This is a genomic window from Micromonospora sp. NBRC 110037 (assembly GCF_001652995.1).
GTDB lineage: Bacteria > Actinomycetota > Actinomycetes > Mycobacteriales > Micromonosporaceae > Micromonospora > Micromonospora chalcea.
In genome coordinates this window covers 2,351,471-2,373,532 of record NZ_BBVA01000002.1, presented here as the reverse complement: position 1 = coordinate 2,373,532, position 22,062 = coordinate 2,351,471, and the positions used below count along the sequence as shown (strand labels likewise).

The 22,062-nt window shown below is 66.6% G+C and carries 16 protein-coding genes; 11 read left to right on the top strand and 5 right to left on the bottom strand.

Annotated features, from left to right (window positions below):
• Positions 1-267 precede the first annotated feature (267 nt).
• Genes A4R25_RS09700 through A4R25_RS31070 form a run of 4 tightly spaced genes read left to right on the top strand, consistent with a single transcriptional unit; the run spans position 268 to position 8,325 of the window.
• Positions 268-1,293, top strand: coding sequence for a hypothetical protein (locus A4R25_RS09700; RefSeq protein WP_157539010.1), 1,026 nt, complete (start codon positions 268-270; stop codon positions 1,291-1,293).
• A complete protein-coding gene (locus tag A4R25_RS09695) occupies positions 1,290-2,477 on the top strand; it encodes a hypothetical protein (protein WP_064446380.1) in 1,188 nt (395 codons plus the stop codon). Before A4R25_RS09700 ends, A4R25_RS09695 begins: the two co-directional genes overlap by 4 nt.
• Complete coding sequence (locus tag A4R25_RS09690) at positions 2,474-5,746, top strand: hypothetical protein (protein ID WP_197494864.1); 3,273 nt, start codon at positions 2,474-2,476, stop codon at positions 5,744-5,746. Before A4R25_RS09695 ends, A4R25_RS09690 begins: the two co-directional genes overlap by 4 nt.
• Before the next feature lie 14 nt (positions 5,747-5,760).
• Positions 5,761-8,325 carry an RNaseH domain-containing protein gene (locus A4R25_RS31070; RefSeq protein ID WP_064446379.1) on the top strand — a complete coding sequence of 855 codons (2,565 nt, stop codon included), beginning with the start codon at positions 5,761-5,763 and terminating at the stop codon, positions 8,323-8,325.
• Positions 8,326-8,393: 68 nt separating this feature from the next.
• On the opposite strand, the gene A4R25_RS09680 is transcribed toward A4R25_RS31070, so the two are convergent.
• Together A4R25_RS09680 and A4R25_RS31065 are read right to left on the bottom strand one after the other, a co-directional pair.
• Positions 8,394-9,689 carry a protein NO VEIN domain-containing protein gene (locus A4R25_RS09680; RefSeq protein WP_064446378.1) on the bottom strand — a complete coding sequence of 432 codons (1,296 nt, stop codon included), beginning with the start codon at positions 9,687-9,689 and terminating at the stop codon, positions 8,394-8,396.
• 139 nt (positions 9,690-9,828) lie between these two features.
• Positions 9,829-10,026, bottom strand: a complete 198-nt coding sequence (locus A4R25_RS31065; RefSeq protein WP_030502757.1) for a hypothetical protein — start codon at positions 10,024-10,026, stop codon at positions 9,829-9,831.
• 286 nt (positions 10,027-10,312) lie between these two features.
• On the opposite strand from A4R25_RS31065, the gene A4R25_RS31435 reads away from it, so the two are divergent.
• The 5 genes from A4R25_RS31435 to A4R25_RS31060 all read left to right on the top strand — a co-directional run bounded on the left by A4R25_RS31435 (position 10,313) and on the right by A4R25_RS31060 (position 16,290).
• Positions 10,313-10,474, top strand: coding sequence for a hypothetical protein (locus A4R25_RS31435; protein ID WP_192902264.1), 162 nt, complete (start codon positions 10,313-10,315; stop codon positions 10,472-10,474).
• Positions 10,471-12,756, top strand: a complete 2,286-nt coding sequence (locus A4R25_RS09675) for an N-6 DNA methylase (RefSeq protein ID WP_157539008.1) — start codon at positions 10,471-10,473, stop codon at positions 12,754-12,756. The genes A4R25_RS31435 and A4R25_RS09675 overlap by 4 nt, the downstream gene beginning before the upstream one ends.
• 285 nt (positions 12,757-13,041) lie before the next feature.
• Positions 13,042-13,797 (top strand): hypothetical protein, encoded by a 756-nt coding sequence (locus A4R25_RS09670; protein WP_152332256.1) that lies wholly within the window; start codon positions 13,042-13,044, stop codon positions 13,795-13,797.
• A gap of 361 nt (positions 13,798-14,158) precedes the next feature.
• The gene (locus A4R25_RS09665; RefSeq protein WP_030502759.1) at positions 14,159-15,061 is read left to right on the top strand and encodes a hypothetical protein; all 903 of its coding nucleotides are present in this window, start codon (positions 14,159-14,161) and stop codon (positions 15,059-15,061) included.
• Between the two features lie 332 nt (positions 15,062-15,393).
• Positions 15,394-16,290 (top strand): hypothetical protein, encoded by an 897-nt coding sequence (locus tag A4R25_RS31060; protein ID WP_157539006.1) that lies wholly within the window; start codon positions 15,394-15,396, stop codon positions 16,288-16,290.
• Between the two features lie 31 nt (positions 16,291-16,321).
• On the opposite strand, the gene A4R25_RS32210 is transcribed toward A4R25_RS31060, so the two are convergent.
• The 3 genes from A4R25_RS32210 to A4R25_RS09660 all read right to left on the bottom strand — a co-directional run bounded on the left by A4R25_RS32210 (position 16,322) and on the right by A4R25_RS09660 (position 19,748).
• Complete coding sequence (locus A4R25_RS32210; protein ID WP_082930953.1) at positions 16,322-16,930, bottom strand: endonuclease VII domain-containing protein; 609 nt, start codon at positions 16,928-16,930, stop codon at positions 16,322-16,324.
• A gap of 230 nt (positions 16,931-17,160) precedes the next feature.
• Positions 17,161-17,451 (bottom strand): endonuclease VII domain-containing protein, encoded by a 291-nt coding sequence (locus A4R25_RS32205; RefSeq protein ID WP_082930976.1) that lies wholly within the window; start codon positions 17,449-17,451, stop codon positions 17,161-17,163.
• 1,091 nt (positions 17,452-18,542) lie between these two features.
• Complete coding sequence (locus A4R25_RS09660; RefSeq protein ID WP_064446376.1) at positions 18,543-19,748, bottom strand: site-specific integrase; 1,206 nt, start codon at positions 19,746-19,748, stop codon at positions 18,543-18,545.
• 493 nt (positions 19,749-20,241) lie between these two features.
• Here A4R25_RS09660 and A4R25_RS09655 point away from each other — a divergent pair, with 493 nt between their 5' ends.
• Both A4R25_RS09655 and A4R25_RS30525 read left to right on the top strand, forming a co-directional pair.
• Positions 20,242-21,408, top strand: coding sequence for a hypothetical protein (locus A4R25_RS09655; protein ID WP_064446375.1), 1,167 nt, complete (start codon positions 20,242-20,244; stop codon positions 21,406-21,408).
• A gap of 4 nt (positions 21,409-21,412) precedes the next feature.
• Positions 21,413-21,991 (top strand): cysteine hydrolase, encoded by a 579-nt coding sequence (locus A4R25_RS30525; protein WP_082930952.1) that lies wholly within the window; start codon positions 21,413-21,415, stop codon positions 21,989-21,991.
• The last annotated feature ends 71 nt before the right edge of the window (positions 21,992-22,062 follow it).

Genomic DNA, 22,062 nt, shown 5'->3' with positions numbered 1-22,062 from the left:
TGGCCGGTGGGCCGTCTGAGGCCGCCGGCTTCGTGGGTGGTGGCGGTGGGCATCCTGTCTGCCATCGACCCGGGCAAGCCGAGCAGACCGCCGCCCGACCCGCCAGCGTACGCGCGGAGGCAGCGAGGTCCGCGGGCCGTGGCGGGCCGGGCGACGGCCCGCTCCCCGTCGGGCGGGTCGATGGCAGACAGGATGTGCCGGAAGACGCAAGGTTCGACGAGCATGGTTCAACCAGATTGTCGGTGGCGGCGCCTATTCTCAAAATTCGTGAGCCTGACGTCGGTCATCCCTGATGATGATCACCCGTTGACTCGCTGGTTGGCTGCGCACCTCCGGCGCACGGCGGCGGTTCGGGCGTCGTATGCCTCGGCGTTTCCAGTGCGGCGGGTGCAGCGGCCGGTGGCGGCCGGCCGGACCGTGGTGCGGTGGGATCTGCTGGGCGTAGCGGTGGACTTCCGCCTTCGCTGCGCGTTCGTGGCGCCGCAGCCGCCGCCGTCGGCCGTCGCGGGCGCTGCGTTGGCCGGCACGCTCGGCGAGCCCGAGTCGCGGCGCGTCGGTGAGGCGCTGGTCGATGAGTATGTGGAGCACCTGCTTACCTGCGGGCCCTACGTGCGAGGGCGCCGTTGGCTACTGGAGCGGGAGGTTGAGGCGCGCCTAAACCGGATGTGTTTCGCCCTTGCTTGGTTTGATCGGGTCTTCCGCGACGGTGCCATCGCTCCTGGATCGCCTCTGGCTGGCACCGTCGGCGGCGGCGACTTGGACGCCTTGCTGGCGTACGTTCCGGACTACGCGGTTATGGACCTGCAGGTGCAGGTCAAGCTGGCCGAGCGTGCACTCGGATGGCTGCGGGATGCTACGGATGTGGCGGTCTGCCGGGCTGCGCCGACGTTCGCGGGCAGCGGAGATGTTGGTGGTGCCGATGCAGACCTGGTTGTCGATAGGTGCCTGGTGGAGATCAAGTCGACCTCCCGGCCCGAGAACCTCACGGACAGGGCGATCTGGCAGTTGGCGGGATACGTGCTGCTTGACTACGACGACGAGTATCGCTTTGACGAAGTGGCGTTCTACATGTCGCGGGTCGGCTGGTTGGCGACCTGGGGGGTCGATGAGTTCTTCGGGTTGTTGGGCGCGCGCTCGTCGCTGCACCAGTTGCGCGATGAATTCGCCCAGCAGTGCGCGGCCGCTGGTTCGGCGACCATCACTGGCGTTGACGGACACGGTGTGCGTCGTGACCGAAGCCCGAAGGTGAATCTTGTTGTGGCCGATCGCCAGGAGGGGGCGGAACCAAAGTGACAACACGGGGTGGGCCCGACGCAAGCGTGCTTGATCGTCGTGCCCGGATCACCTCGGCCGCACTGCGGGCGGCATACGCCTGGTCTGTTCGCGACCGCGAGCCGCGGGCGTTCGATGAGGTCGCGCGAATGACCGGTGTCGTGATGTTCGAGCTGGGGCCCGGTCAGGGGCCGGTAGCACCGCTGGACCTGGTGCGCTGCCTTCGCCGGCCGCTTGGCGCGCTGCTGCCCCCGATTCCTTATGGCGACGACGGCCGCTACGGCGACGGCGTTGACGAGGTGGTGTTGCTCGACGACAGCGATGCGCTGGCCGACGCCGCGTACGAGGTCGGATCCGACTATGTCCGTGAGGTGATCAGCGGACTCGACCCGGGGCGGGACTGGCTGCCGTCGTGGTCGTGGATGCGGGCCAACGACCTCGAGAACGAGCTGTTCGCGAGGCTCATCGGCACCGCGGATGAGGCCGCGTACCGCACGGCCCGGCAGTTCCTGGTCGAGTGCCCCGCCGGTCCGGAGCAACTGCTGGTGGAGGAGTGCAACCGGCGGCAGGCGCGCAGGGTAGCCCACTACGTGCCGGTGACCGACGGACAGTCGTACCGCTGCGGTGAACGCCGGTGGTGGTGGCCTTGCCGGGTGTGCGGATGGCCGATGGACGTGCGGGGACAGATGGTGCGCTGCCGGTACCCCTACCACACAGCGACGTACCAGGTGACCGACCGGGACAAGGGCGCTCCGGGGCTGATCGCTGTGGACCGGCGACTGCCCGCCGGCGTGGGGCGCGGGCTACCGGAACGGCACGACGCCGACGGTGCGGTGCAGCTAGAGGAGCCGGTGTGGCGTTTCATCGTGGTTCCGGGGGCCACCGAGCTACGGCTAGCTCGACTGCTGACTGAGGCCGGGGCTTCGGTCCAGTTGTATCCGAACTGCGACCGCTACGACCTCGACATCGTGGTGGGCGACCGGCGCTGGGACGTCGACGTGAAGGAACACGCCACCGTGGAAGGACTGCTGCGGCACATCCGGGAGAACTCACCATCAGTGCGGCACATCGTGCTGCCCGACACCCACGCAGGCCAAGTCCACGCGGCACGGGAGGCGTTGCCCACTTACACGATCCTCACCGAAGGACAGCTGGTGAGCCAGATCAAGGGCGCGCTGCGGCGCCGGAAACGGAGTGCATCGTGACCCGGCAGCGGCAGGACGAGGGTCTGGAGCAGAACATTCTGCTGCTGCTCCGCGCGGCGGTCGGGCTGGCCGCGGTGCACTTCCCGCTCAAGGCGGACGCGGGCACGGTGCTGGTATCCAGCCGGGACGTGGCGTTTTTGCTCGACGGGCACGTCGATGTGTGGCCCGCTTGGCGCACCTTAAGCGGCGATGACACGCAGCGGATCGTGCGGTTGCTGCGGCTGCGGCAGGCGGAGTACGCCGACGGCGAATGGGTGCGCCGGGCACTGCGACAGGGCCTGGACCAGGACGGCCTGCCCGCCTGCCGGTTGACGGCCGATGCGGACGACGCGCTGACCGTGGCCTGCGCGCCGGGGATGCCGCTGCGAGACTTCGTCGACGAGGCGCTGCACGAGTTGGAGCGGCGTAGCACGGTCGGCCGAGGGAACACTCCGGTGGCTGGCCCCGGCCGGTACCACACCACGGTCCGGGTCGCGGCCGGTAGTGGCGCGGCCCGGGTGGTGGACCAGCGGTACGTCCTGCCGGCCTATCCCTCCACCGCGGAACCGATGGCTCCCGTCGTGCGCACCTCCCCGCCGGCGGACGAGATCCTGATTTCCGCGCACGAACTCATCGAGCTAGCCGCCAAGATTGACGCTGCCCGTGGTGGTGCCGGCTACCGCGCCCGCTACGTGACGAAGCTGTGCCAGCGGCTCCGGACCGCCGACGGAGTGGTGTCAGTCGACGGGATTCTCGGACTGCCTGCCGGCGAGACCCGGTTGCTCAACGCGCCGACCGGCATTGGCAAGAGCGTGATCATGGAGGTGGTCGCCTGTTGGATGGCCGCCCACGAGCTGGTCGTCACCATCGTGGTGCCAACCAATGCGGACGTGCTCAAGCTCGCCCGGGCCGTGGAACAAGACCTTGACGCCCTGGGCGTGGATGCCTCGGCTACCGCGTTGATGTCGCCGTCGGCGGTGTTCGAGGCCGTCCGGAAGGTGGTCCGCACGCGGCCGGCCTGGAACCCTAACGGCGATTGGACGATGGACCGGCTTGGCTACGGGTGCGCGCTGGCCGCGGCTGCGGAGACCGAAGGATCAGTCGACGGTTGGACGCCTGGAGAGGAGCCCTGCACCAGCCTGCAGCCAACTGGGGAGGAGACCGCGCCCCGTCGGGCCTGCCCGTGGCGGACGACGTGCGGGAAGTTCCGCCTCGCCCGCGCCGCGGTCGACGCCTCGGTGATCGTGACCAGTCACGCCAACTTCCACAGCGGCCGGTTGCACCTTCCAGTCCGCGATGAGCATGCGCTGACCGACCGGATGACCGTCGAGGAGTTGGTGTTCCGACGCAGCCACCTGGTCGTGATAGACGAGATTGACGCCTTCCAGAACAATGTGGTGTCGCAGGCCGCTCGCGGGCTGGTCTTGGACCGTCGTGGCAGCACCAGTACCCCGCTGCATGAACTGGAGGCCGAGTACGTGCGGGCGGCCGGCCGGATCAATCGGGAGGTCGAGTCCAGCGTCCGGGACATGGTGCACCACTCGAAGTTCCTGGCCTCGCTGTACACCGCCGCGCTGTACTTCGGCACCATCGGCGTCGAGGGCACCGCGGGAGCGGCGACTGGCCGGTACTGGCTGGTGCCCCGCCGCTGGGACGGCCTCCTTACCGCCCAGCTGTACGGCCTGGCCGAGCACGAGCCGCTGACACCGGAAATGGTCAGCGGGTTCAGGTCGCTGTTCCCTGGGGAGGAACCGCCGCAGGCGGACGAGCCCGCCGAGTTCGCCGCGGTGCGGGAAATTCTGGCAACCGTGACCGAGGTCGGCAGTGGCGCGACCAGGTTGCAGGACAGCCGGGAACGCCTCGACGAGCTCCTGACCGAGCTCATCCGCGACGAGCAGGCCAGGGCAAAAGCCATCAACCGGCTACTGCAACGGGCCATCTTGGACCGGTTGCGCCAGCACCTTCGCCACTTCGTCTTCGACGCCCCGCATCTGGCCGCCGCTGGTGTTCCAGCTGCACGGGAGATCGCCGAGACGTTCGGCCCGTACAGCCGGTGGCGGGCGCTGCCCAACGGGCCGCTTGGCCGGCTGCTGTTCGCATTCAGCCATCATGTCGACCCGACCGGGCGCCTGCCCATCCGGCTCAACGCGGCCGCGTTCGGGGGAGACCCGCACGTCTACACCACCACCCTCGCCGACATCACCGCCCTGTGCCGAGCTGGGACACGCCGGGCAGTGCTGGGACTGTCTGCCACGGCGTTCTTCCCGCAGGCGCCGCACCACCACGTCCACCTCGAACCACACTGGTGGGTCACCGACGACGACCCGCAAGGTGTCCAAATCCTGCCCGCCTACGTCAACGAGCAAATCGGCGACGAGCGCGCGCTGCTGCGGGTGTCGGGCACCGAGGGAGCGCGGCGGCAGGAGGCACTGCGCCGCCTCGCCGAACTGCTGTGGCGCACCCGCCTGGAACAGGAACTGCGACGCCTCGCGGATGAGGAACCGGACCGGCGCCTGGTGCTGCTGGCCACCACCTCCTACGACGGGGCGCGGGCGGCCGCGGAAGGTCTGGTCCGGGCCGGTGCCAACCCCCGCCGCATATGCCTTGCGGTCCGCCCTCAAGACGCACCAGACATCGGCGATATCGGCGACGACCGGCCCGATCAGGCCGGCTGGCGAGAATTGGCCGCCGACCGGCTCGAAGAGGCTCCCGGCCTGGGCGTGGACGTCCTCATCGCCCCGCTGGCCCGGGTCCAACGCGGCGTCAACATCATCGGCGCCGGCGACCGGTCCGCGCTGGGCTCGATCTGGCTGCTGGTACGCCCGGTGCCGATCATCGACGAGCCCACGGAGCTTATCGCTCACGTCAACGCCCACCCGCTCGCCCCAGATGCCAACGACGACGTACTGCGCGACCTGGAGCACCGGCCCGCGGATGTCCTCGACGCCCGTAAGCAGGCCGCCGGCCACTACTTCGAACAGATCGTCACCAGCTTGCCCTACTTCCGTACCATGCCCCGTGGAGTCCAGCTCTCGGTCACTGCAGAGATCATGAACGGCATCGTGCAGCTCGTCGGACGCGCCCGGCGCGGCGGCACGCCAGCCACGATCTACCTCGCCGACGGCGCCATGCTGGACCCCGCCGGCGGGCCGACGTTCGGCACGCTCGTCCGCAGGCTACGCGACCACTGGGAGCAGACCGGCCAGCTACCCCGAATGCAGCAGCTATACGGCACCACGCTGGCCGAGTTCTTCCGCTACGCCGACGACGAAGCCAAGCTCCTCGCCTGACGGAAAGGAACGCCATGCTCGCCACCCTCGGATACCGCATCCCGGCCGAGCACGTCACCGACCTCCTCGGACAGGTCACCGTCTATCCGTGGGGCGACGACTTCGCCGGTGCCTGGCAGCGCCTGCCCCGCACGCCGCGCCGAGGCGGCGCACCCGCCACCCCGCCATACCGGCAACTGCTCACCGGACTGGCCGCCGTCCACGGCCAGCCGGTACGCATCATCGACGACTGGCAGCTATCCGACGATGACCGCGCCGCCGGTATCAAAGGCATGATCCTCACCAGCGACGCAATCAATCCCTTCCGCCTGACCACGTGCCTGCGTACCTTCGAGCGGCAGCTCCGCAAGGGCGAGGACCTCAACACCCTCGCCCCGGCGCTGCCGTCGGCCGACACCACCCGGGCATTCCGCGACCACATCACCGTCGCCGAGTCCGGCACCGCCACCGCCCCCGGCTGGCTCTTCGACTCCGCCACCTGGGCGATCATGGCCCGGGTCGGCTCACGGAAGCTGGCCCTGGACGACAACGGACCCTACCTCGCGCTCCGCATGGACACCGACGGGTCACTGCTGGCCTGGGACGACCTCGTCAGCAACCAATGGGGTGCCGACTACACGGGCTACGCCATGCTGCGCGTCACCGCCCGCATCATCACGCTACCCCGAGTACCGGACCTCGCCGTTGTCTTCGACGCCCACCTATCCAGGATCAACAACCAGTGGCGCGGATCCAAGAACGCCTGGATCGAGCGCGACAAGCCGGAACTACCGGTCCTGCGGGTACCTGTCAAGAACGTGCCACCCAAGACGGATGGTGGCCGGTGGACCACAGAAGCCGCCAACCACGCCGCCGCGATCGCGCAGGCGTGCGGAATGGAGCGACTCGACCTCGACCAAGACCTCCCACCACGGCCCGGGCGCACCCGGCCACTGGTCCCCGGACCCCGAGTCCACCCCGTCGGCAAAGGCCCCGGAGCGCGACTCATGCTGCGTCTGGCTGAACACATTGCCAGGACCTGCCCACACCTCGAACCGCTGGAGTGGGCCAAGGACAAGCACACCAAGGTCAAGACGCCCCGGCGGCAGGTCCTCACCGACCCCAAGGACAAGGGCACCGAGACCACCCTGCTGGTAACACCCGACATCATCACCGGCGCTGTCGCGGCTGCCGGATCCCACCGGCTCCGCCTGCTGTGCCTGTACGCGACGTCCGCAGCCCGCCACCGCATGGCCACGCAACTGGCCGCCGTCGCTTCCGCAGCCGCAACAGCCCTCGACGATCAAGCCGTCGACGTGCATCCCGGCCTCGTCGTCTCCTTCCACCGCGTCCCCGAACTGCTCGAACATGGCAACCGCGACCGCGTCGCACTGGCCAGCGACATCGAGGTGATCGCCAAACAGGAGACCGGCACCGTCGTGGCATGGGTCGAGACCGAGTACGACCCGAAGACCGGCAAGGCCACCGACGACGCCAAGAACCCGGTACGCCGTCTCCTGTCCCGCCTCGACATCACCGCCCAGTTCCTCGCCACACCCCCACCACCAACCACCACTGACGCGCCCCGGCGCCAGCCCGTCAAGACCACGACTGCGACCACCGCCAAGGCCGACCATCCCGCCATGGCGGCAGCAGCTGACCTGCTGCTGCGTACCACCGGCGTTCTGCACCCGGACCTGGCCCGCGATATTCTCCGGGACTTCCTTGATGGCACAGGCCATTCGTCAGTACACCTGGTCGGGCTCCACTCTCGCCTGCAGCACTCCGCCGTCGACGGCACGGCACCGAAGCTCGTGATCACCGCAACTGCCATCCACGCCCACCAGGACCCGCACCGATTCTGGCAGGTACGCATGTGGAGCGACACCGCCAACCGCTGGGTACCGCAACCTGCCGGCATCGCGCATTTCCACGCCGGACCGATCGGCTCGGCCCAGCACGGCCGCCGCGGCGCCAAGGCCGTCCAGACCCGTCTCCACGTCGAGTCGATCCTCGATGCGCTACCTTCCGGCCCCGTAGTCATCATGATCGACGCGGCGGCGTTGAGGTCCATCTACCCCGGCCTGCAGAACCACCAGTTCGCCGTCGGCGCGCTGCCTGCGGTCAGCCTTACCGCTCAGCGTGACGTCGCCATCGTCCGCTGCAACACGAGCCGCGAGGTGCCCCGGCCGGTCCACCGCCACGGCGGCCACCAGCCCGGTGACCCCCGCCAGCCAGCCGCCCCGGACCGATACGTGTATCAGCTGGCCAGCAGCAACGTCTGGTTATTTCCCAAATCGTCGCGGATTTACCGCGCCAAAGGCGGCAGCATCGGAGCCCGCTACACCCCGTGGACTCTTCCCGACAACCTCAGGCACCTGCTCAAGGATGACTGGCACGCCTACACCGGCACCGAGATCGCCGTCCCGCAGGCCGGCATCTGGAGCGAACGCGCCCTCGTCCTGCTCACCGCCCGCCTGTGCGACCACACCATCACCTGGGACGACCGCACCCTTGCACCCATGCCGCTGCACCTGGCCATCCGCGCCGACCTAACACACCCCGACTACAGGACCGACGACGAGGAAACCAACGCATAACGAACCGCCTGTTGGGCATCACAAGAGCGCGCGCCACCATCACCGCAAGCCGCTGCCGGCAACCCGCATCAGCCCTGTCGGTCGGCCTCGGCCGGCGTGAAGTCGAAGTCACGGGCCGAGAGCGCGCCGCCGTCCGGGTTCCAGGTGAAAACCCGGAATCTTCCGCTCGTCGAGTCGACTTCACCGTCTGGCCCGAAGACGACATCGGACAGGATGCCGAGCACGCAGTCGCCGACGTGCTCCCGGGCCCACTGCACCTCGCGGCGTGAGACGATCACGGCTGCACCCTTGGTCTCGGTGCCCTTGGCCTCCAGCCACAGCGTCCGGCCGTTTTTGGTGGCGATGGCGTCATAGGGATTGCCGAACCGGACGTCCCGCACGATCCAGCCACGGTCGCGGAAGTAGTCCATCAGCCGGTGCTGGGCGGCGTCTTCGACCTTCCGGCGCCGCGCGGGATCCATCTGCCAGCCCTGTCGAGGCGAACCGCGTGCCGGCAGGGGAACCGGATGGCCGAGGTGGTCCGCCCAGAGCTTTTCGAGCTTCGCGGCGGCGCGCGGCGGTAGGACCCACCCGCTGCTCTGCGGCCGCCACGGGGCGCCCTCGGGGATCTGGCCGACCAAGAACGCGTGCGGCAGCCCGTCCTCCGGCAGCAGGAGCGTGTCCCAGTCGATCAGTACGTAGTTGGCGTCCTCGTCGGCGCGCTTGTCGTCCCACTGCTCGGCCGGGAAGATTCGGCTGGTGGCGGTGCCGCTGCCGATGATGCCGCGAGGTTCGGGCCCCTGCCGCAAGAAGAAAACGCGGTCGCCAGGTTCGATGCCGGTCTTGCGGTTCCCGGTGGCCCACTGCCGCCGCAGGATCCGCCCCGACTCGACCGCCTCGACGTCACGCGGGTAGACGGTCTCGGCCCAGCCGTCCGGGTTCCACCGCTCGGGGTTCCACGTCACCACCATCGTGACCCGCTCACGCCGGTCGAGGCCGGCCCGTTCGGCCGCTGGGAGTGAATCCAGCGCCGTAGTGTCGAAGTAGCTCACCGGGTTGCGGTGCCGCGGCGTCGGCCTGCCTTTCAGCGCATCATGGACTGGGTCGCCGGGGCGCAGCACCCGGCCCAACAGCGCCCACTTCGTCACGCCGCCAACATCGTGGCGGGTGCGGCCGTCAATCTCCGCGACGACCTGCACACGGCCGTCGAACGACAGGGTCGCAATTCGCTCGCCGTCGACCCGGCTCCCGAGAGTCCAGATGCCGCGGTTGATTTCCCACAACTCATCGTCGGTCGCGGTCGCCTTCCACCCCACCCAGGTGCGCCCGAGCGGGTCACCGGGCGGCACGTCACGCGCCTCGGTCAGCACGAAGTTTACGGCCACCCGCGCATCTTGCCGCGCTGCTCGGCTGGACGCCAGAGCCGGATGGGCAAGTGCAATCAGCGTAGGTGCGCTGGCTGCTGTCCGAGGGTGCGCTGCTGCTCAACCTCGCCGTCGGCTCCGCGCTCGCGCGAGGCTCTGATCAGCCGGCAACGGCGAGTAGCCAGGCGGCATCACCCACCGCGGCGGCCACCACCCCGATCGCCACCCCCAGGGATTCGGCCAGCTCGTAACCGAGCAACTCGCCGGGCCGCAAGCCCAAGCTGCCCCTGAAGATGCCGGAGGTGGCCCTGACGCCGCAGGGCAACGACATGGACGAGGTCCAGGGCTGGCTGACCACCTACCCGGCCTTCCCGTTCTGAAAGGGGCAGCGAGGGATCAAGCCCTTTGACGAATCGAGGATGGGTGCGGACGAGGCCCTCGATCAGACCAAGTGTCGGGCCCGGACGCCAAGGGTCCGCGACCTGCATGGACGCCCTTGTCGGTAGAAACAACGGCCCCAACTGGCCTGCCGCAGTTCGCCAATGCTACCGAAACAAAAGTGGCCAATCTTGTATCCGCGCGCGCCGCGATGCCGTAGGTGGACTTACCTTCGACCCCAGTGGATAGCAGGGAGGAGGTCAGCGATGGTGGACTGGCTGGCAGGGGTGATCGAGGGCTGGCCACGGCCCTATTTGTTCATGGCTGTCGGAGTACTGGTGATGTTCGTCGGTTGGGTGATCACGAGTGAGCGGCGCACGCGGCATCTGGTCCAGTTGATCCGCGCATGGCGCACCGGCCGGCGATGACCGGGCGACCCAGCCTCGACGCCGGGGAGGCCAGGAAAACAGCCGCGGACCGGCGGTGGATGACCCGCGCGGAGGTGGCGCGGGCGGCTGGGGTGGAGGAGCAAGCAGTCAGCCTGTGGGCCAGCCGACACCCCCAGTCCTTCCCCCAGCCGATCAGGGACGGTCGCCGGCTGCGTTACCAGGTCGATGCGGTGGCCGAGTGGTTGGACGGGCGCAAAATCCATCAGAAGGCCCGGCGCGCGGACGATCCCCGTGGCATGACTTACGGGCAGCGCTTCCGCTTCGCGGCCGGGCTAGCCGCCGCGCCCGATGTCGGAGCTCGATCGAACCGGTGGCCGGGCGAGCCGCTGCAGCGGCTGCGGGCCTGGGCGGATCAGCTGCCGGCGGACACGGACCCGATAACGTTCGAGACGGTCGTGTTGTCGCTCCTCTGCGTGCGGAAGGTGGATCCCGCCGGTTGGGATGAACTGCAACGAGCATCGCCCGCTGGCATCCAGGCCAAGGTCATCGAGGTGACGCAGCGGCTTCCGCAACACCTAACGGCGGCGACCGAGAAGCTGCGCGGTTTGCCGACCGACTGGTGGCCGGGCTGTCTATCGACGTTGGTCAAGGAGCTTTCGGCGACCCCGACGCCGCCCGCCGACACGTTCGACGTTCTGCTGGACCAGTTCGCCCGCCGCCGACACAGCAGCCCGGACGAATACCTGGTACCCGCCGCATTAGCCCGATTGATGGTGAGCCTGGTCGATCCCAGGCCAGGGCAGCGGGTGCATGATCCGTGCTGCGGCCCCGGAACGTTGCTGGTGGAAGCCGGCCGGCACCTAGCCAGCATCGGTGAGCCGGCCGTGGGTGGCGCGTCGACTGTGCTGACCGGTCGGGCGATGACCGAACGGACCTGGCAGTTGGCCACCCTCAACACAACGATCCACGGCCTGCAATGTGATCCGGGAGATGGGCCGCCAGCCCACGCCAACGAGGTAGACGCTGGGCCGGGCGGCTATGACGTGGTGCTGCTCAATCCGCCGTTCGGTAAGGCGGAGTGGAGTCTTCCGGCATCGCGCACCGGGTGGGAGTGGTTGTGTGGTCGGCCGGCGCCGTATGACACCGCCTCGGCTTGGTTGCAGGCGGTGGCAGTTGCGCTGGGGCCGCAGGGCCGGGCCGCGGTGGTCATGCCGAGCCCCTTCGCCTCCGGTCTCAGTGGCCAGGCGTTAGCGGTGCGCAGGGGTTTGGTCGAGCACGGTTTCGTGCGGTGCGTGATCACGTTATCCAGGAACCTGTTCCGCGAGACCGCGGTTCCGGTCACGTTGTGGATCCTCGCGCACCCCGGTCAGCCGCCGCGCGAGGACATCCTGCTGATCGACGCCCGGAAGGCGACGCGGGGTGACGGGAGCTACCGGATGCTGACCGAGGCCGGGTGCACCGCCATCCTCCATGCCTACCGGCGCTGGCTGGCTGGCTCGGCTGCTTTGTCCCAGGGGAGTTCACCGGTCACCGCGATCACGGTCACTCGGGACGAGGTCCGCGACCATAAGTACGCCCTCCAGCCCGACACCTATCAGCCTCGACGTCCACATTCGGCGGCATCGGCGCTGCCCGACCAACGGGCGTCGGCCGAAGTCCCCGACCGCCGTGGACCCGCCCCGACCGGAGACCGCCCCGACTACCGACCGGCACCCGGGGCGGAAACGACCAGGGACAGCCTCATCGGTGCAGTGCCTGCCGACTGGTGGGTAGGCCCACTGGATCAGCGATGTGAGATCCAACCCGGCCCATCGACTGCCCGGTTGCGCGACTCGGACTACCTGCCGGACGGTGTTCCGGTGGTCATGGCCGGAGGTATCCGCGACGGTGGCATCGCACCAGACCTGAAGAAGCGGGTGGGCGACTGGACCGTCCGGCGGCTGGACCGTTACCAGCTGCGGCGCGGAGACATCCTGCTGGTCCGGGTCGGTGATACGAAACGGTTCGGCACCGTCACCGCTAAGGAAGCCGGTTGGCTGATGGGCGACACCTGCATACGGGTGCGCCCGGGTTCGGGGGTCACGCCGGAGTACCTGGCCTGGTACCTCGGCCGATCCGACGTGCAGGGATGGCTGAACGCCAACACCTTGCACGGGTCGCGATCCAGCATCAGCAAGAGGAGTCTCAGCCAATTGCCGCTCGCGCTACCACCTTACCGCGATCCAACACCGCATCGTCGCGGCCGGGAATCTAATCGACGAAGAGTTCGTCAAATGGGAAGAGCTCGCCAGGAACCCCGACAACGGCCGGGCACATGTTGACGCGGCCGCTCGCTGGTGAGCGCTTGTCGGCCGAAACCGAGGTGGCCACTCACCCGGCACACAGTCAACTGCATCAAAAGTTCCGGACGGCACGGGGTACCTCGGCATCCTGCACTACGTCAAGGACGAGCCGTGGTCGACCTCGGCCGACCCGGCCCGGCACGAGGTTCGTGGTGGACCTCGGCTTCGGCGTCGAGGCCTCGGTCGCCGAGGCGGCGCTGCTCGCGCTCGTCACCGCCGCGTACCGGGAACCGGCCCTGCAGGAGGAGGTACGCCAGCTCTTCCGTGTTCGGCCTGGATGCGGCGGTGGCGGCGTGGTTCTCGATGGTGCCACCGCCCGCACCGGCACCGGCTGCATTTCACGGCATCGCCTGGTATGCCGCCAAGCTGGGCTCGGTCCTCGCCGGCCTTGCCGCCGACCGTGACTCCGGGTTAGCCAATGCGCTGATGTACGGCATCCGGTTCACCGCCGACCAGCACCGGGACACCTGCGGCCTCAGCCGACCTGGTACACCTTCGGCGGCGACGGCCATGCTCAGGCTCAAGGACACCGCGTTGGAGTACCTGGTGCTGGGTGATGTCACAGTGCTCATCGACACGGCCGACGGCATCCAGGTCATCACCGACGGCCGTGTGGACAAGACTGCTCGCGCCGAACGCGAGGAAGCCGATCGGCACCCGTTCGGGTCGGCCGAGAAGCAGGCCGCGTTGCTGCGGATGAAGCACGCCGAGCTGGCCGCCCGTAGCCATCCCGGCGGGTACTGGGTGGCAGCAGCGGATCCGTTCGAGGCCCAGAACGCCATTACCGGCGAAGTCCCGCTCGACACCGTCCGACGAGTCCCCGTGCTCACCGACGGAGCCGCCCGCCTGGTGGCCCTGTTCGGTCTGCTCGACTTGCCCGATGCGCTCGACGTCCTAGGGCAGAACGGCCCGACCGAGCTGATCCGCCGGGTACGCGCTATCGAGGCCGCCGACCCGTCCTGCATGAAATGGGCACGCAACAAGCGCAGCGACGACGCCACCGCCGTTTACGCCGCCTGAGCAGCCATTTCGCAGCACCGGCCGGCTGCGGGCGATGTCGGGTCTCAGGACCTGCGCCAACAGCCGGCAGCTGATCAGCCTTGACACCCGTTCGCACACTGTAGGCATGAAGCCCGTCCCGCGTCGGCTGGCGAGATCGATGGGTAGCACCAGAGAGCGGGTGATCCAGCGGCACGACAGGATTCGTCGCAGCAGTCCACCGCAGCGGCAACGTCGCGAACTTGCGCCCGCAGCACCTGGCGCAGCTGACACCCGGAGGCCCTCATGGGCGCTGATCCTCGCCACGGTCGCGGTACTCAGCGGCACGCTCGCATTCGTGTTGCCCTGGGAGCCTTTTCGGGTCGGTAGCCGAGACTCCTGGGTGTGGTTCGAACTGGACGAACGGATCCGGCAGGAGGCTGCGGCGCGTAGCGAGCCGCTGGCGAACATCGTCCTCGACGTCACTGCCATCAACCCGCTCGAGCGCAAGCTGGATGTCACGATACGAGCGCGGTTCTACCAGCACGACTTCTTCCATCGCCTAGTGGATGGTGAAGGCAAGCAGTTCAGGTTGCCGGTCGGGCCGATCACGGACCCCAGCTATCCCCGCATGCGGCTGACGATCTTCCCGGACTTCTTCGCCGAGCCCACCTATGTGTCGATCCCCATCTCTGGAAGCGAGGACGACACCGAGATGAGGGCCTCGATTGACCTGAGTGCCGCTCCGCAGGCGTTTCCCAACGACGTCTACGACCTGTCAACCGCGTCGGCCATCCTGGAGTTGCCAGCGGGCATCTCATACCGAGTCGGCGACGGTGCCACAGCCCGCCTAGTGCAGCAGCTGAGCTTCGGAATCGCGCTCTCCCAAGGCGACAAGCTCGTGGACTGGACCGTTGAACCGGGGTACGCCATTAGCAGACCGAGCGAGGGCTTCGCGCAGATCGCCGACCTCTCGGGCTCCGTCCGGCGACCGACGGAGTACACCATCTCCGTGTACTCCATCGCAGCGGCACCGCTGCTGCTCGGGATTGCCGCCGCTGCCGAGAACTGGCGCCGTCGCCGCGAGTCGCCGCGATCCTCGCCATCACTGGAACTCGCCGCCGCGCTGCTTGCCATGCTGCCACTGCGGCAGGTGCTCGTGCCGTCCGACATTCCCGGCCTTACCCGACTGGATCGCCTGCTGGCGGTCGAGGTCGTCGCGATCGTCGCGATGATCGTGCTACCGGCGGCGCTCGGGCGCTCCTCGCCGATTCGGGCAACTGCCGATTCCCCTGCTCCTCGTTGATGACCGAGGTCAAGGGAACTCAGTCGCTTGGGGAGGAGTTGGTACTCACCCGAAACGAAGTATGCCACAACCAACTGGCTGACGGCTGCGACGCCGGACACGCACTCTCATCGTTGCAGACGTCCAGCTTCGACGCTCTCCAGTCGTCGAAGCCCTCGGCGGGGTCGGCCGCTGCATCTGGCCACGGATGATTGCCATCGAGGCGCTCACTCCGACCAAGTACGCCTACCGGCTCGTCTGAGGATGGGCCAGGCTCAAGTGCAAACGGAGCCCTGCCAGGTCGCCACCTCCAGTGGAGTCCCGAACATCGGCCGACGGAATAGGATCGCTCTATGACGCTTGTCTTTTCATGGGTGCGGAACTCCTCCCCCGACGTGCGAGAAATGGTGATGGCAAGCGACAGTCGCCTCTCTGGGGGAGGCGCTCGCTGGGACTGCTGCCCCAAGATCCTATCCCTCCCACGTTCGGATGCTGTCCTGGCATTTGCTGGAATTACTGACATTGCCTATCCGGCAATGCTTCAAGTTCAGCGAGCAGTCGAGGCAAGTCCTGCGGTCACCAGTCGACGATACGACATAACGCAATTGGCGGACATTGTGGAAAATGTCCTAAACCAAATGCTGGACATTAGGGTGGTCGACAGGGCGCTACTTGAATCGGCGCACTTGGAAAAGAGCGCGACGATGTTCATTCTCGGAGGCTGGTCTTGGCGATACCAGCAGTTCCAGATTTGGAAGTACGTTTTCAGTAGAAAGGAAAGAAGGTACGTTCGTTCCAAGAGAGAGCCGTACCGGGAGGACCAACCGAGTGTGCAGCTCCAAATTGGAGGCGATGTAACAGGAGAAGCTCTCCGCGAGTTCAACCTCCTCCGTGCCAGGCTGGGCCTTACGATGGACGACCCGCTAGACATGGAGCCCTTTGAAGTCCTACGAGACATGATTCGAAGTAGGAAGTATCCGACGGTCGGAGGGGCTCCGCAAGTGGTGAAGGTGTATCGCCATATGAATGCGGATTTTTTCGGAGTGATCTGGCGTAGCGAGCCGCGTGGGGAGGCGGCGGCGACTTACGGTGGTCGACCGCTTCTCGACTACGAGAAGCAGTTGTTCCCCCTTATCGATGCCGACAGTCCATCGGATCATGCTAGGGCGAAGGCGCTGGCCCAGGCGAAGCGAACGAAGCGCCGAAGTGGGGTGCCAACGCAGGCCCGTCACGATGAGTCGCAACACTAGCTTTGGGGCGATAGCCGGCAGGCGAGCTTATCTAGTTGGAAGTCTTCGCCATTTTCGGGGAGGTAATGCTGGAAGCACTAGCCTTGCCCGAGGGGAGCCGGCGCAGAGTTACGTCGAGCGAGGCAGGCTGATCGGACTGGAGGTAGGCAATCGCACGGTATATCAGGCGAGGGTCTTCTCGGAGCATTCCCAAACCCGAATTGCAGGTTGAACAGAGCAAACCGCGCACGCACCGTCCGCAGGCCTTTTTCGGCCTGTACGGGCAACAGGCGTGATCGTGGTCGACGACCAGGTCTCGACCGTCGGGTGGCTTGCGGCAGATTGCGCAGGCGCCATCTTGGGCCTCCAACAAGGCCTCGTATCTCCTGCCCGATATGTTGTACTTGAGCTCGATGTTCCGACGATTGACGCACTTTTTGCAGCGAGGATCGAGCCCGTCGGAAACAAGCCTTTGCGGCCCAAATTCAGTCTCGGGTTTCCACGTTCCGCAGGCGCTGCATTGTTTCCTCCCTAACTCGTCACGCAACCCGACCGCCGTCTTCGAGCGGCGAGTGGGGCGCAGTGATTCCAGTTTTCGTCCGTCCGCAACGCGTTTACGCTGCTGCTGGGAGTGGCCGTTGCACAGAGCAGCTGACCGCATGGGCTTTTCACACCCAGGAAAGCTGCACGTCGGCCGCCGGATCTCTGGACAAAACCGGCAGCGACGCAGTTCCCCTTCGGGCGTGCGGGACCGGCGCCTTCCGCAATTAGTGCAATCATCTCCGTCCCAAAGGGGGTCGCCAATTGCATACCACCGCGTGTAATGCTTGTGGCATAGACCCAAACTGCGTTGAGGGGAGGTGCACCCGTCGAGCTTGCAATCGGGCCTATTCATGAGAATGCTTCCAGCTTCGTCGCCGGCGTGCCCTGTGCATAGGCCGCGGCCCGGCGAAGGGTTTCCACGTTCTCGTTAAACATTCCGATTGCCGCGTTGCACGTCTGGCACAGTAGCCCCCGGATGCATTCTCCGCAGGACTTGCTTTTCTCCGGACAGCATGAGTGGCGATGGTCCACCACGAGAAGCCGGCCGGGCTCCGGCGGCTCTTGGCAAATTGCACACTTGCCCCCCTGTTCGGCAAGCATCTGCCTATAATGAGCGACGGATATCCTATAGTTTCTCATTCGACTAATTAGGGCGTTGCAGGGGCGACACCTCAGGTCGAGGCCGTCAGAGAACTGCGCAGTCGTTCGAAACATGGCCACCTCTAGCCATGAATCGCAGTCTTGGCAGTATTTCCTCCCATCGGCGTCCCGTATGGAAAGAGATGCGCTCGAACGCTTGGGACGCAGCGCCCTGAGTTGCCTGCCCCGACTCTTCTGGTTGTTATGTCCTGTGCAGAGCGTGGCAGACTCGCGCGGTCGCCCGCAGCCCTCAACTATGCACGCAGCCCGTGGCAGACGGCGGCAAGAGGCCCGACGACAGCGATGGGGATTGCCGTCCCTGGTCGTACGAACCGGGTTGCCGCAGTTGGGACATGCGTTAGCTCCGCGAGGTGTCTCGCGACCCATAGGGAGTTTCATGCCAGCGGCTCCTGCGATCCCGGTAGCTGCTGTCCGCCCGTCCTTGGATGCGGACCGAATCCGGAGTCTAAGGGGGAGGTACGACGAAAACTGCTGCCGGTCGGCGTCCGGGTGGAAAGGTGTCGGCTCGACAGCGGGGTTGCATCCCGTGACGTGGTGTCGAGCGTGAGTCTCTGCTCCTTGTTCAGTGTTCCGGTCGGGCGCCGCCCAGGAAGCGCCGCTGGTGGCGACGCTGCGGCTAGGGCGACGGGAGCTCGTTGGGCGGCTACGCCCGGCCAGGGTTTTAGCTATCGAGAATCTGCTGATCGCAAAGAGCGCCCGGCTGCCTCCGCAGTCCTATCCTAGGACGCTCTGCAGGCTGTGTTTCTCCTCAGCAGTGCAATCTGGATGGGGCGGCAGGGCGGGTCCTTGACGGTTCGCCGTAACGGACCCGGTAACGGCGAACGCCCGCCGGCGGGGGAGTGGCTGACATGGGATGGCATTAGGACGTGATGCACGATGTCGTTCTGTCCGGGTATGCGGATGTATCGAGTTGTTCTGGCATGGCGTGACAGAATCGTTGTAAAACTGGGGGTCAAGGGGTCGTCGGTTCGAATCCGGCCGTCCCGACAGCACGAAAAGAGGCCGTCAACCGGGGTGAAACCCTGGTCAACGGCCTCTAATTCGTATTGGGCTAGTGGGGATTTGCTGATCTAGACGGCGCGTAGCTGGGGACCATCTGGGGACCGGCGGGCCTTCAAGTGGGCGCTGAGGGCCGCTCCGGCGTCCGTGATCGACTGCCGGTCGGGGTGTAGGTAGCGCTGGGTCGTGGTCAGCGATCCGTGTCCGGCAATTTTCCGTAGGACGTGCACTGGTACGCCAGCGTCGGCCATCCAGGTGAGGCCGGTGTGCCGCAGGTCGTGCCGGCGTAGGTGCTCGTATCCGAGCTTCGTGACCACCTCATCCCAATGCGTCGCGTCGCGCAGCACGGCGGTACTGATTCGGCCACCGCGCGGCCCGGTGAACAGCCGGGATTCCGGTTTGGACGCGGCGTCCAGGCGGTGAGCCACGATCGGTCGTACCTCTTCGATCAGCGGCACGGTCCGGGCGCGTTTTCCCTTGGTGCCCTTGTCGATCAGACCACCGGGGCCGGGCGTGGTTTGGCGGCGTACCGTCCACATCCACGTTTCTCGGTCGATGTCCTCGGCGCGGACGCCGGAAACCTCGCCGATCCGGGCGGCGGTACAGGCGGCGAATATCACCACGTCGGCCCATCCGGTGAAGTGATTCGCGGAGCGGTCGACCAGTGCAGCGGCAAGAGTGGTCAGCGTTTCCCAATCGGGCAGTGCCAGTGAGCGAGGATCGTCCAGCTCGTCGGCGGCCCGCTGGTACTCGCGCTGCCACCCGGTCACCTGTGCGGGATTCCGCTGGATGATGCCGTCCCGTACCGCCTGCTCCATCACGCGGACCAGCACGGCGAGACTGTTCTTCACGGTGGATCGGCTGTGTTCGTCCGCTATCCAGGAGTGCACCGCCCGATCCACCGCGCCATTGGTAATCATCCGAACGGGAATGTGGCCGAGCGTCGGCACCACCCGCTTTCGCCAACCCGCCAGGTACGGATCAAGGGTCTTGCGCTCCAAGCCGCGTAGGGCCAGCGTCATCACGCTCTCGCCGTACTCGGCGAGGCGCTTGGTAGCGGCGAGCGGGTCGACGCCACCCTGTGCGGCGCTGGCCATGCCGTCGAGCCAGGTTTGCGCTTCTTCCGGCGTGGCGACCGTCGTTGACTTGGATAGCCGGCGCTTGCTGGTCGGATCGGTCCACCGCACCCGCGCCCGGTACGGCCGGTCGCGGCCGGGCCGGTGTTCCACATCGGTGGCCAGGCGCACGCCGATCGGCGGTTGCTGAGGCGTGGTCATCAGGCCGCCTGCGGGTAGACGCGACGGGCCGACAACCACCGCTCGACATCGGCATCCGGCCGGTACAACGTGGAGTTGTATTCGTGACGCTACAACCCCACGTTGTATTCGTGCAAGCGCCTGTACCGCGTAGGCTTGTACTGATGACTGACGCTGACCTGCCCGCCGACTGGTGGACGACGGACCACGTACGCACCTACCTGGCTTCGGTAGGTGCCCCGATCAGTCGCGCAACCTGGGCTTCTTACGTCTCACGCGGGCAAGCTCCCGCGCCTGACCGGATGTTCGGCCGGTCCCCGGCGTGGCAGCCCGAGACCATCCGGAAGTGGCAGGCCGAGAGGCCTCGTAAAGGCACCACCGGCTAGGTCGGATCATCTGGTGCCTCCTGTCCTCGGCTCCCGTTTGTGGCGGCACCTTGCTCGCCTGCCAATGAGACTGCCCGCCGAGCAGCGGCCCGGGCAGGTCATACGCACGGACACGAAGGACACGGCCTATGTCCACTGAGGTCCCGCGGCAGTACAAGCCGAATCTCGTGCTGGTCAACCGCCGCAAGGCCGCCGGCTGGGAGTCGCGCAAGCGCGCCGCGCGAGAGCTGCACCGCGTAGGCCAACAGCGCGGCATCCGCGAGACGCCCACGGTCGAGGCCATCGAGAAAGCGATGTACCGCCACGAGACCGGGCGCGTAGCGGTCACCGACCCGATCTACCGACAGCTCTACTGCCTGGCGTACGACGCAAAGCCCCAAGATCTGTTCGGCGAACTGACCAGCGGCGCTGAGGAACGCCCGCACTTCTCGGCGCGATCCCACAAGTTCGTGACGGCGTTCGTCGGCGCTGACGGCGCTGCCCGACTGCGGGAGGCCGCAGGCTGCGCGCCAGCGGTGAGGGAGTGGCACACGTGTTACTCGGCACCCGTCGAGCACCCTGAAGGCGACTGCACCCTGTACGTCTGGCCGTGCGGGTCCGTGGTCTTTCACCTTGTCGAGCCTGTGCAGTTGTCCACGATCGCGGCGTTAGCTGCGTGGCGGGTGGCGTCGTACGGCGACAACATCAATTGGGCTATCGACTACCTCGCGCCTATAGCGCCAGTCGAAGATGAGTCTGCTGTGTATGTGCTAGGTGCTCATTGGGTCGTTGAGCCAGCATGGCCGGCAGAGTTGCTAGGAACTGCGCTACGCATCATGTCGACGCCAAAGGTGTTGCTACATCGCGACCGCCCTATGGATGACGAACACTTGGCGCACGCCGAACTGATCGAGCAGTCGTTGCTGTCCGAGTCGTACGACCACGTAGGCATCGAGTCGTTCGGGTTGCAGGGAATTTCGGTGGGTTACGCCTCATGGTCCGGAGTCGTTTACTACCCGATCTCAGCCGAGCGTGCCTTGACAGAGGATGAGGTAATCTCCTGCGAGCTAGCGATCCAATCCATGTGGGCCTACAGCGACGCAATCGCCCGTCAGGTAGAGCAGGGTCGAGACCCACGGGTACCGCCTGAGTATGGATGGAGTTACCTTCGGGGAGTGCGCTCCCGACTCACTATTTCCCGACTTCGGGAGCCTGGACAGCATCAGGCCATGCGTCGAGCGATTCTGCGGACGTGTGACCTAATGCCAGCCCTAGACCAAGCCATCGAAACCCTCCGTGAGACGGATCGAGGTTGAGCCAATGACATCAGGCCGCCCGGTACTTGTCGTGACCGATATGCAAAACGGCTTCGTGCGAGATCAATCAGCGCACATCGTTCCCGTCGTTGTCGACCTGGTACGCCGTTGGCAGGCCGTCGGCGGCGACACGCTCTTCACTCGATACCTGAACTACCCTGGCAGCCCCTTTGAGCGCTTCTTTGGCTGGCAACGGCTCCAGTCGTCACCCGACATTGATTTCGTGCCAGAGTTGCGCCCATACGTAGATCGCGGTACGACGCTTGACAAGAGGATCTATAGTCCCTTCACCCCGGAGGGTGTGGCTCTATTCAAGCAGCATGGATGGGAAGAGTTCTACTTCTGCGGAATCGCAACCGAAAGCTGCGTCTTGAAGGGGGCCGTCGACGCCTTCGAGCACGATTTCACGCCGTGGCTGATCGCGGATGCCTCGGCAAGCCACGCGGGCACTGAGGCTCACGAGGCAGGGCTACTGGTTGCGCGACGTTTCATCGGACCCGGCCAGGTAATCCGGCTAGCTGACGTCCCAGGCGCACTCATAGCCCTATCGCCGGAGCCGCCGAGTCCACCTTGGCCTGTGTAACTTCCTAGAACATCGACATTGCGACTGCCGATCCCGCTGTGAGGGCTCGGTAGATCGATTCAGCGCTCGCA

Excerpts from the sequence above, each read along its gene's own strand:
- A4R25_RS32210 (WP_082930953.1), bottom strand. The coding sequence starts at position 16,930 with ATGCGGTCAGCTGCTCTGTGCAACGGCCACTCCCAGCAGCAGCGTAAA.
- A4R25_RS30525 (WP_082930952.1), top strand. The coding sequence starts at position 21,413 with ATGACATCAGGCCGCCCGGTACTTGTCGTGACCGATATGCAAAACGGC.
- A4R25_RS31435 (WP_192902264.1), top strand. The coding sequence starts at position 10,313 with ATGGTGGACTGGCTGGCAGGGGTGATCGAGGGCTGGCCACGGCCCTAT.
- A4R25_RS31070 (WP_064446379.1), top strand. The coding sequence starts at position 5,761 with ATGCTCGCCACCCTCGGATACCGCATCCCGGCCGAGCACGTCACCGAC.
- A4R25_RS31060 (WP_157539006.1), top strand. The coding sequence starts at position 15,394 with ATGACGCTTGTCTTTTCATGGGTGCGGAACTCCTCCCCCGACGTGCGA.
- A4R25_RS09660 (WP_064446376.1), bottom strand. The coding sequence starts at position 19,748 with ATGACCACGCCTCAGCAACCGCCGATCGGCGTGCGCCTGGCCACCGAT.
- A4R25_RS32205 (WP_082930976.1), bottom strand. The coding sequence starts at position 17,451 with ATGAGAAACTATAGGATATCCGTCGCTCATTATAGGCAGATGCTTGCC.
- A4R25_RS09675 (WP_157539008.1), top strand. The coding sequence starts at position 10,471 with ATGACCGGGCGACCCAGCCTCGACGCCGGGGAGGCCAGGAAAACAGCC.
- A4R25_RS09655 (WP_064446375.1), top strand. The coding sequence starts at position 20,242 with ATGTCCACTGAGGTCCCGCGGCAGTACAAGCCGAATCTCGTGCTGGTC.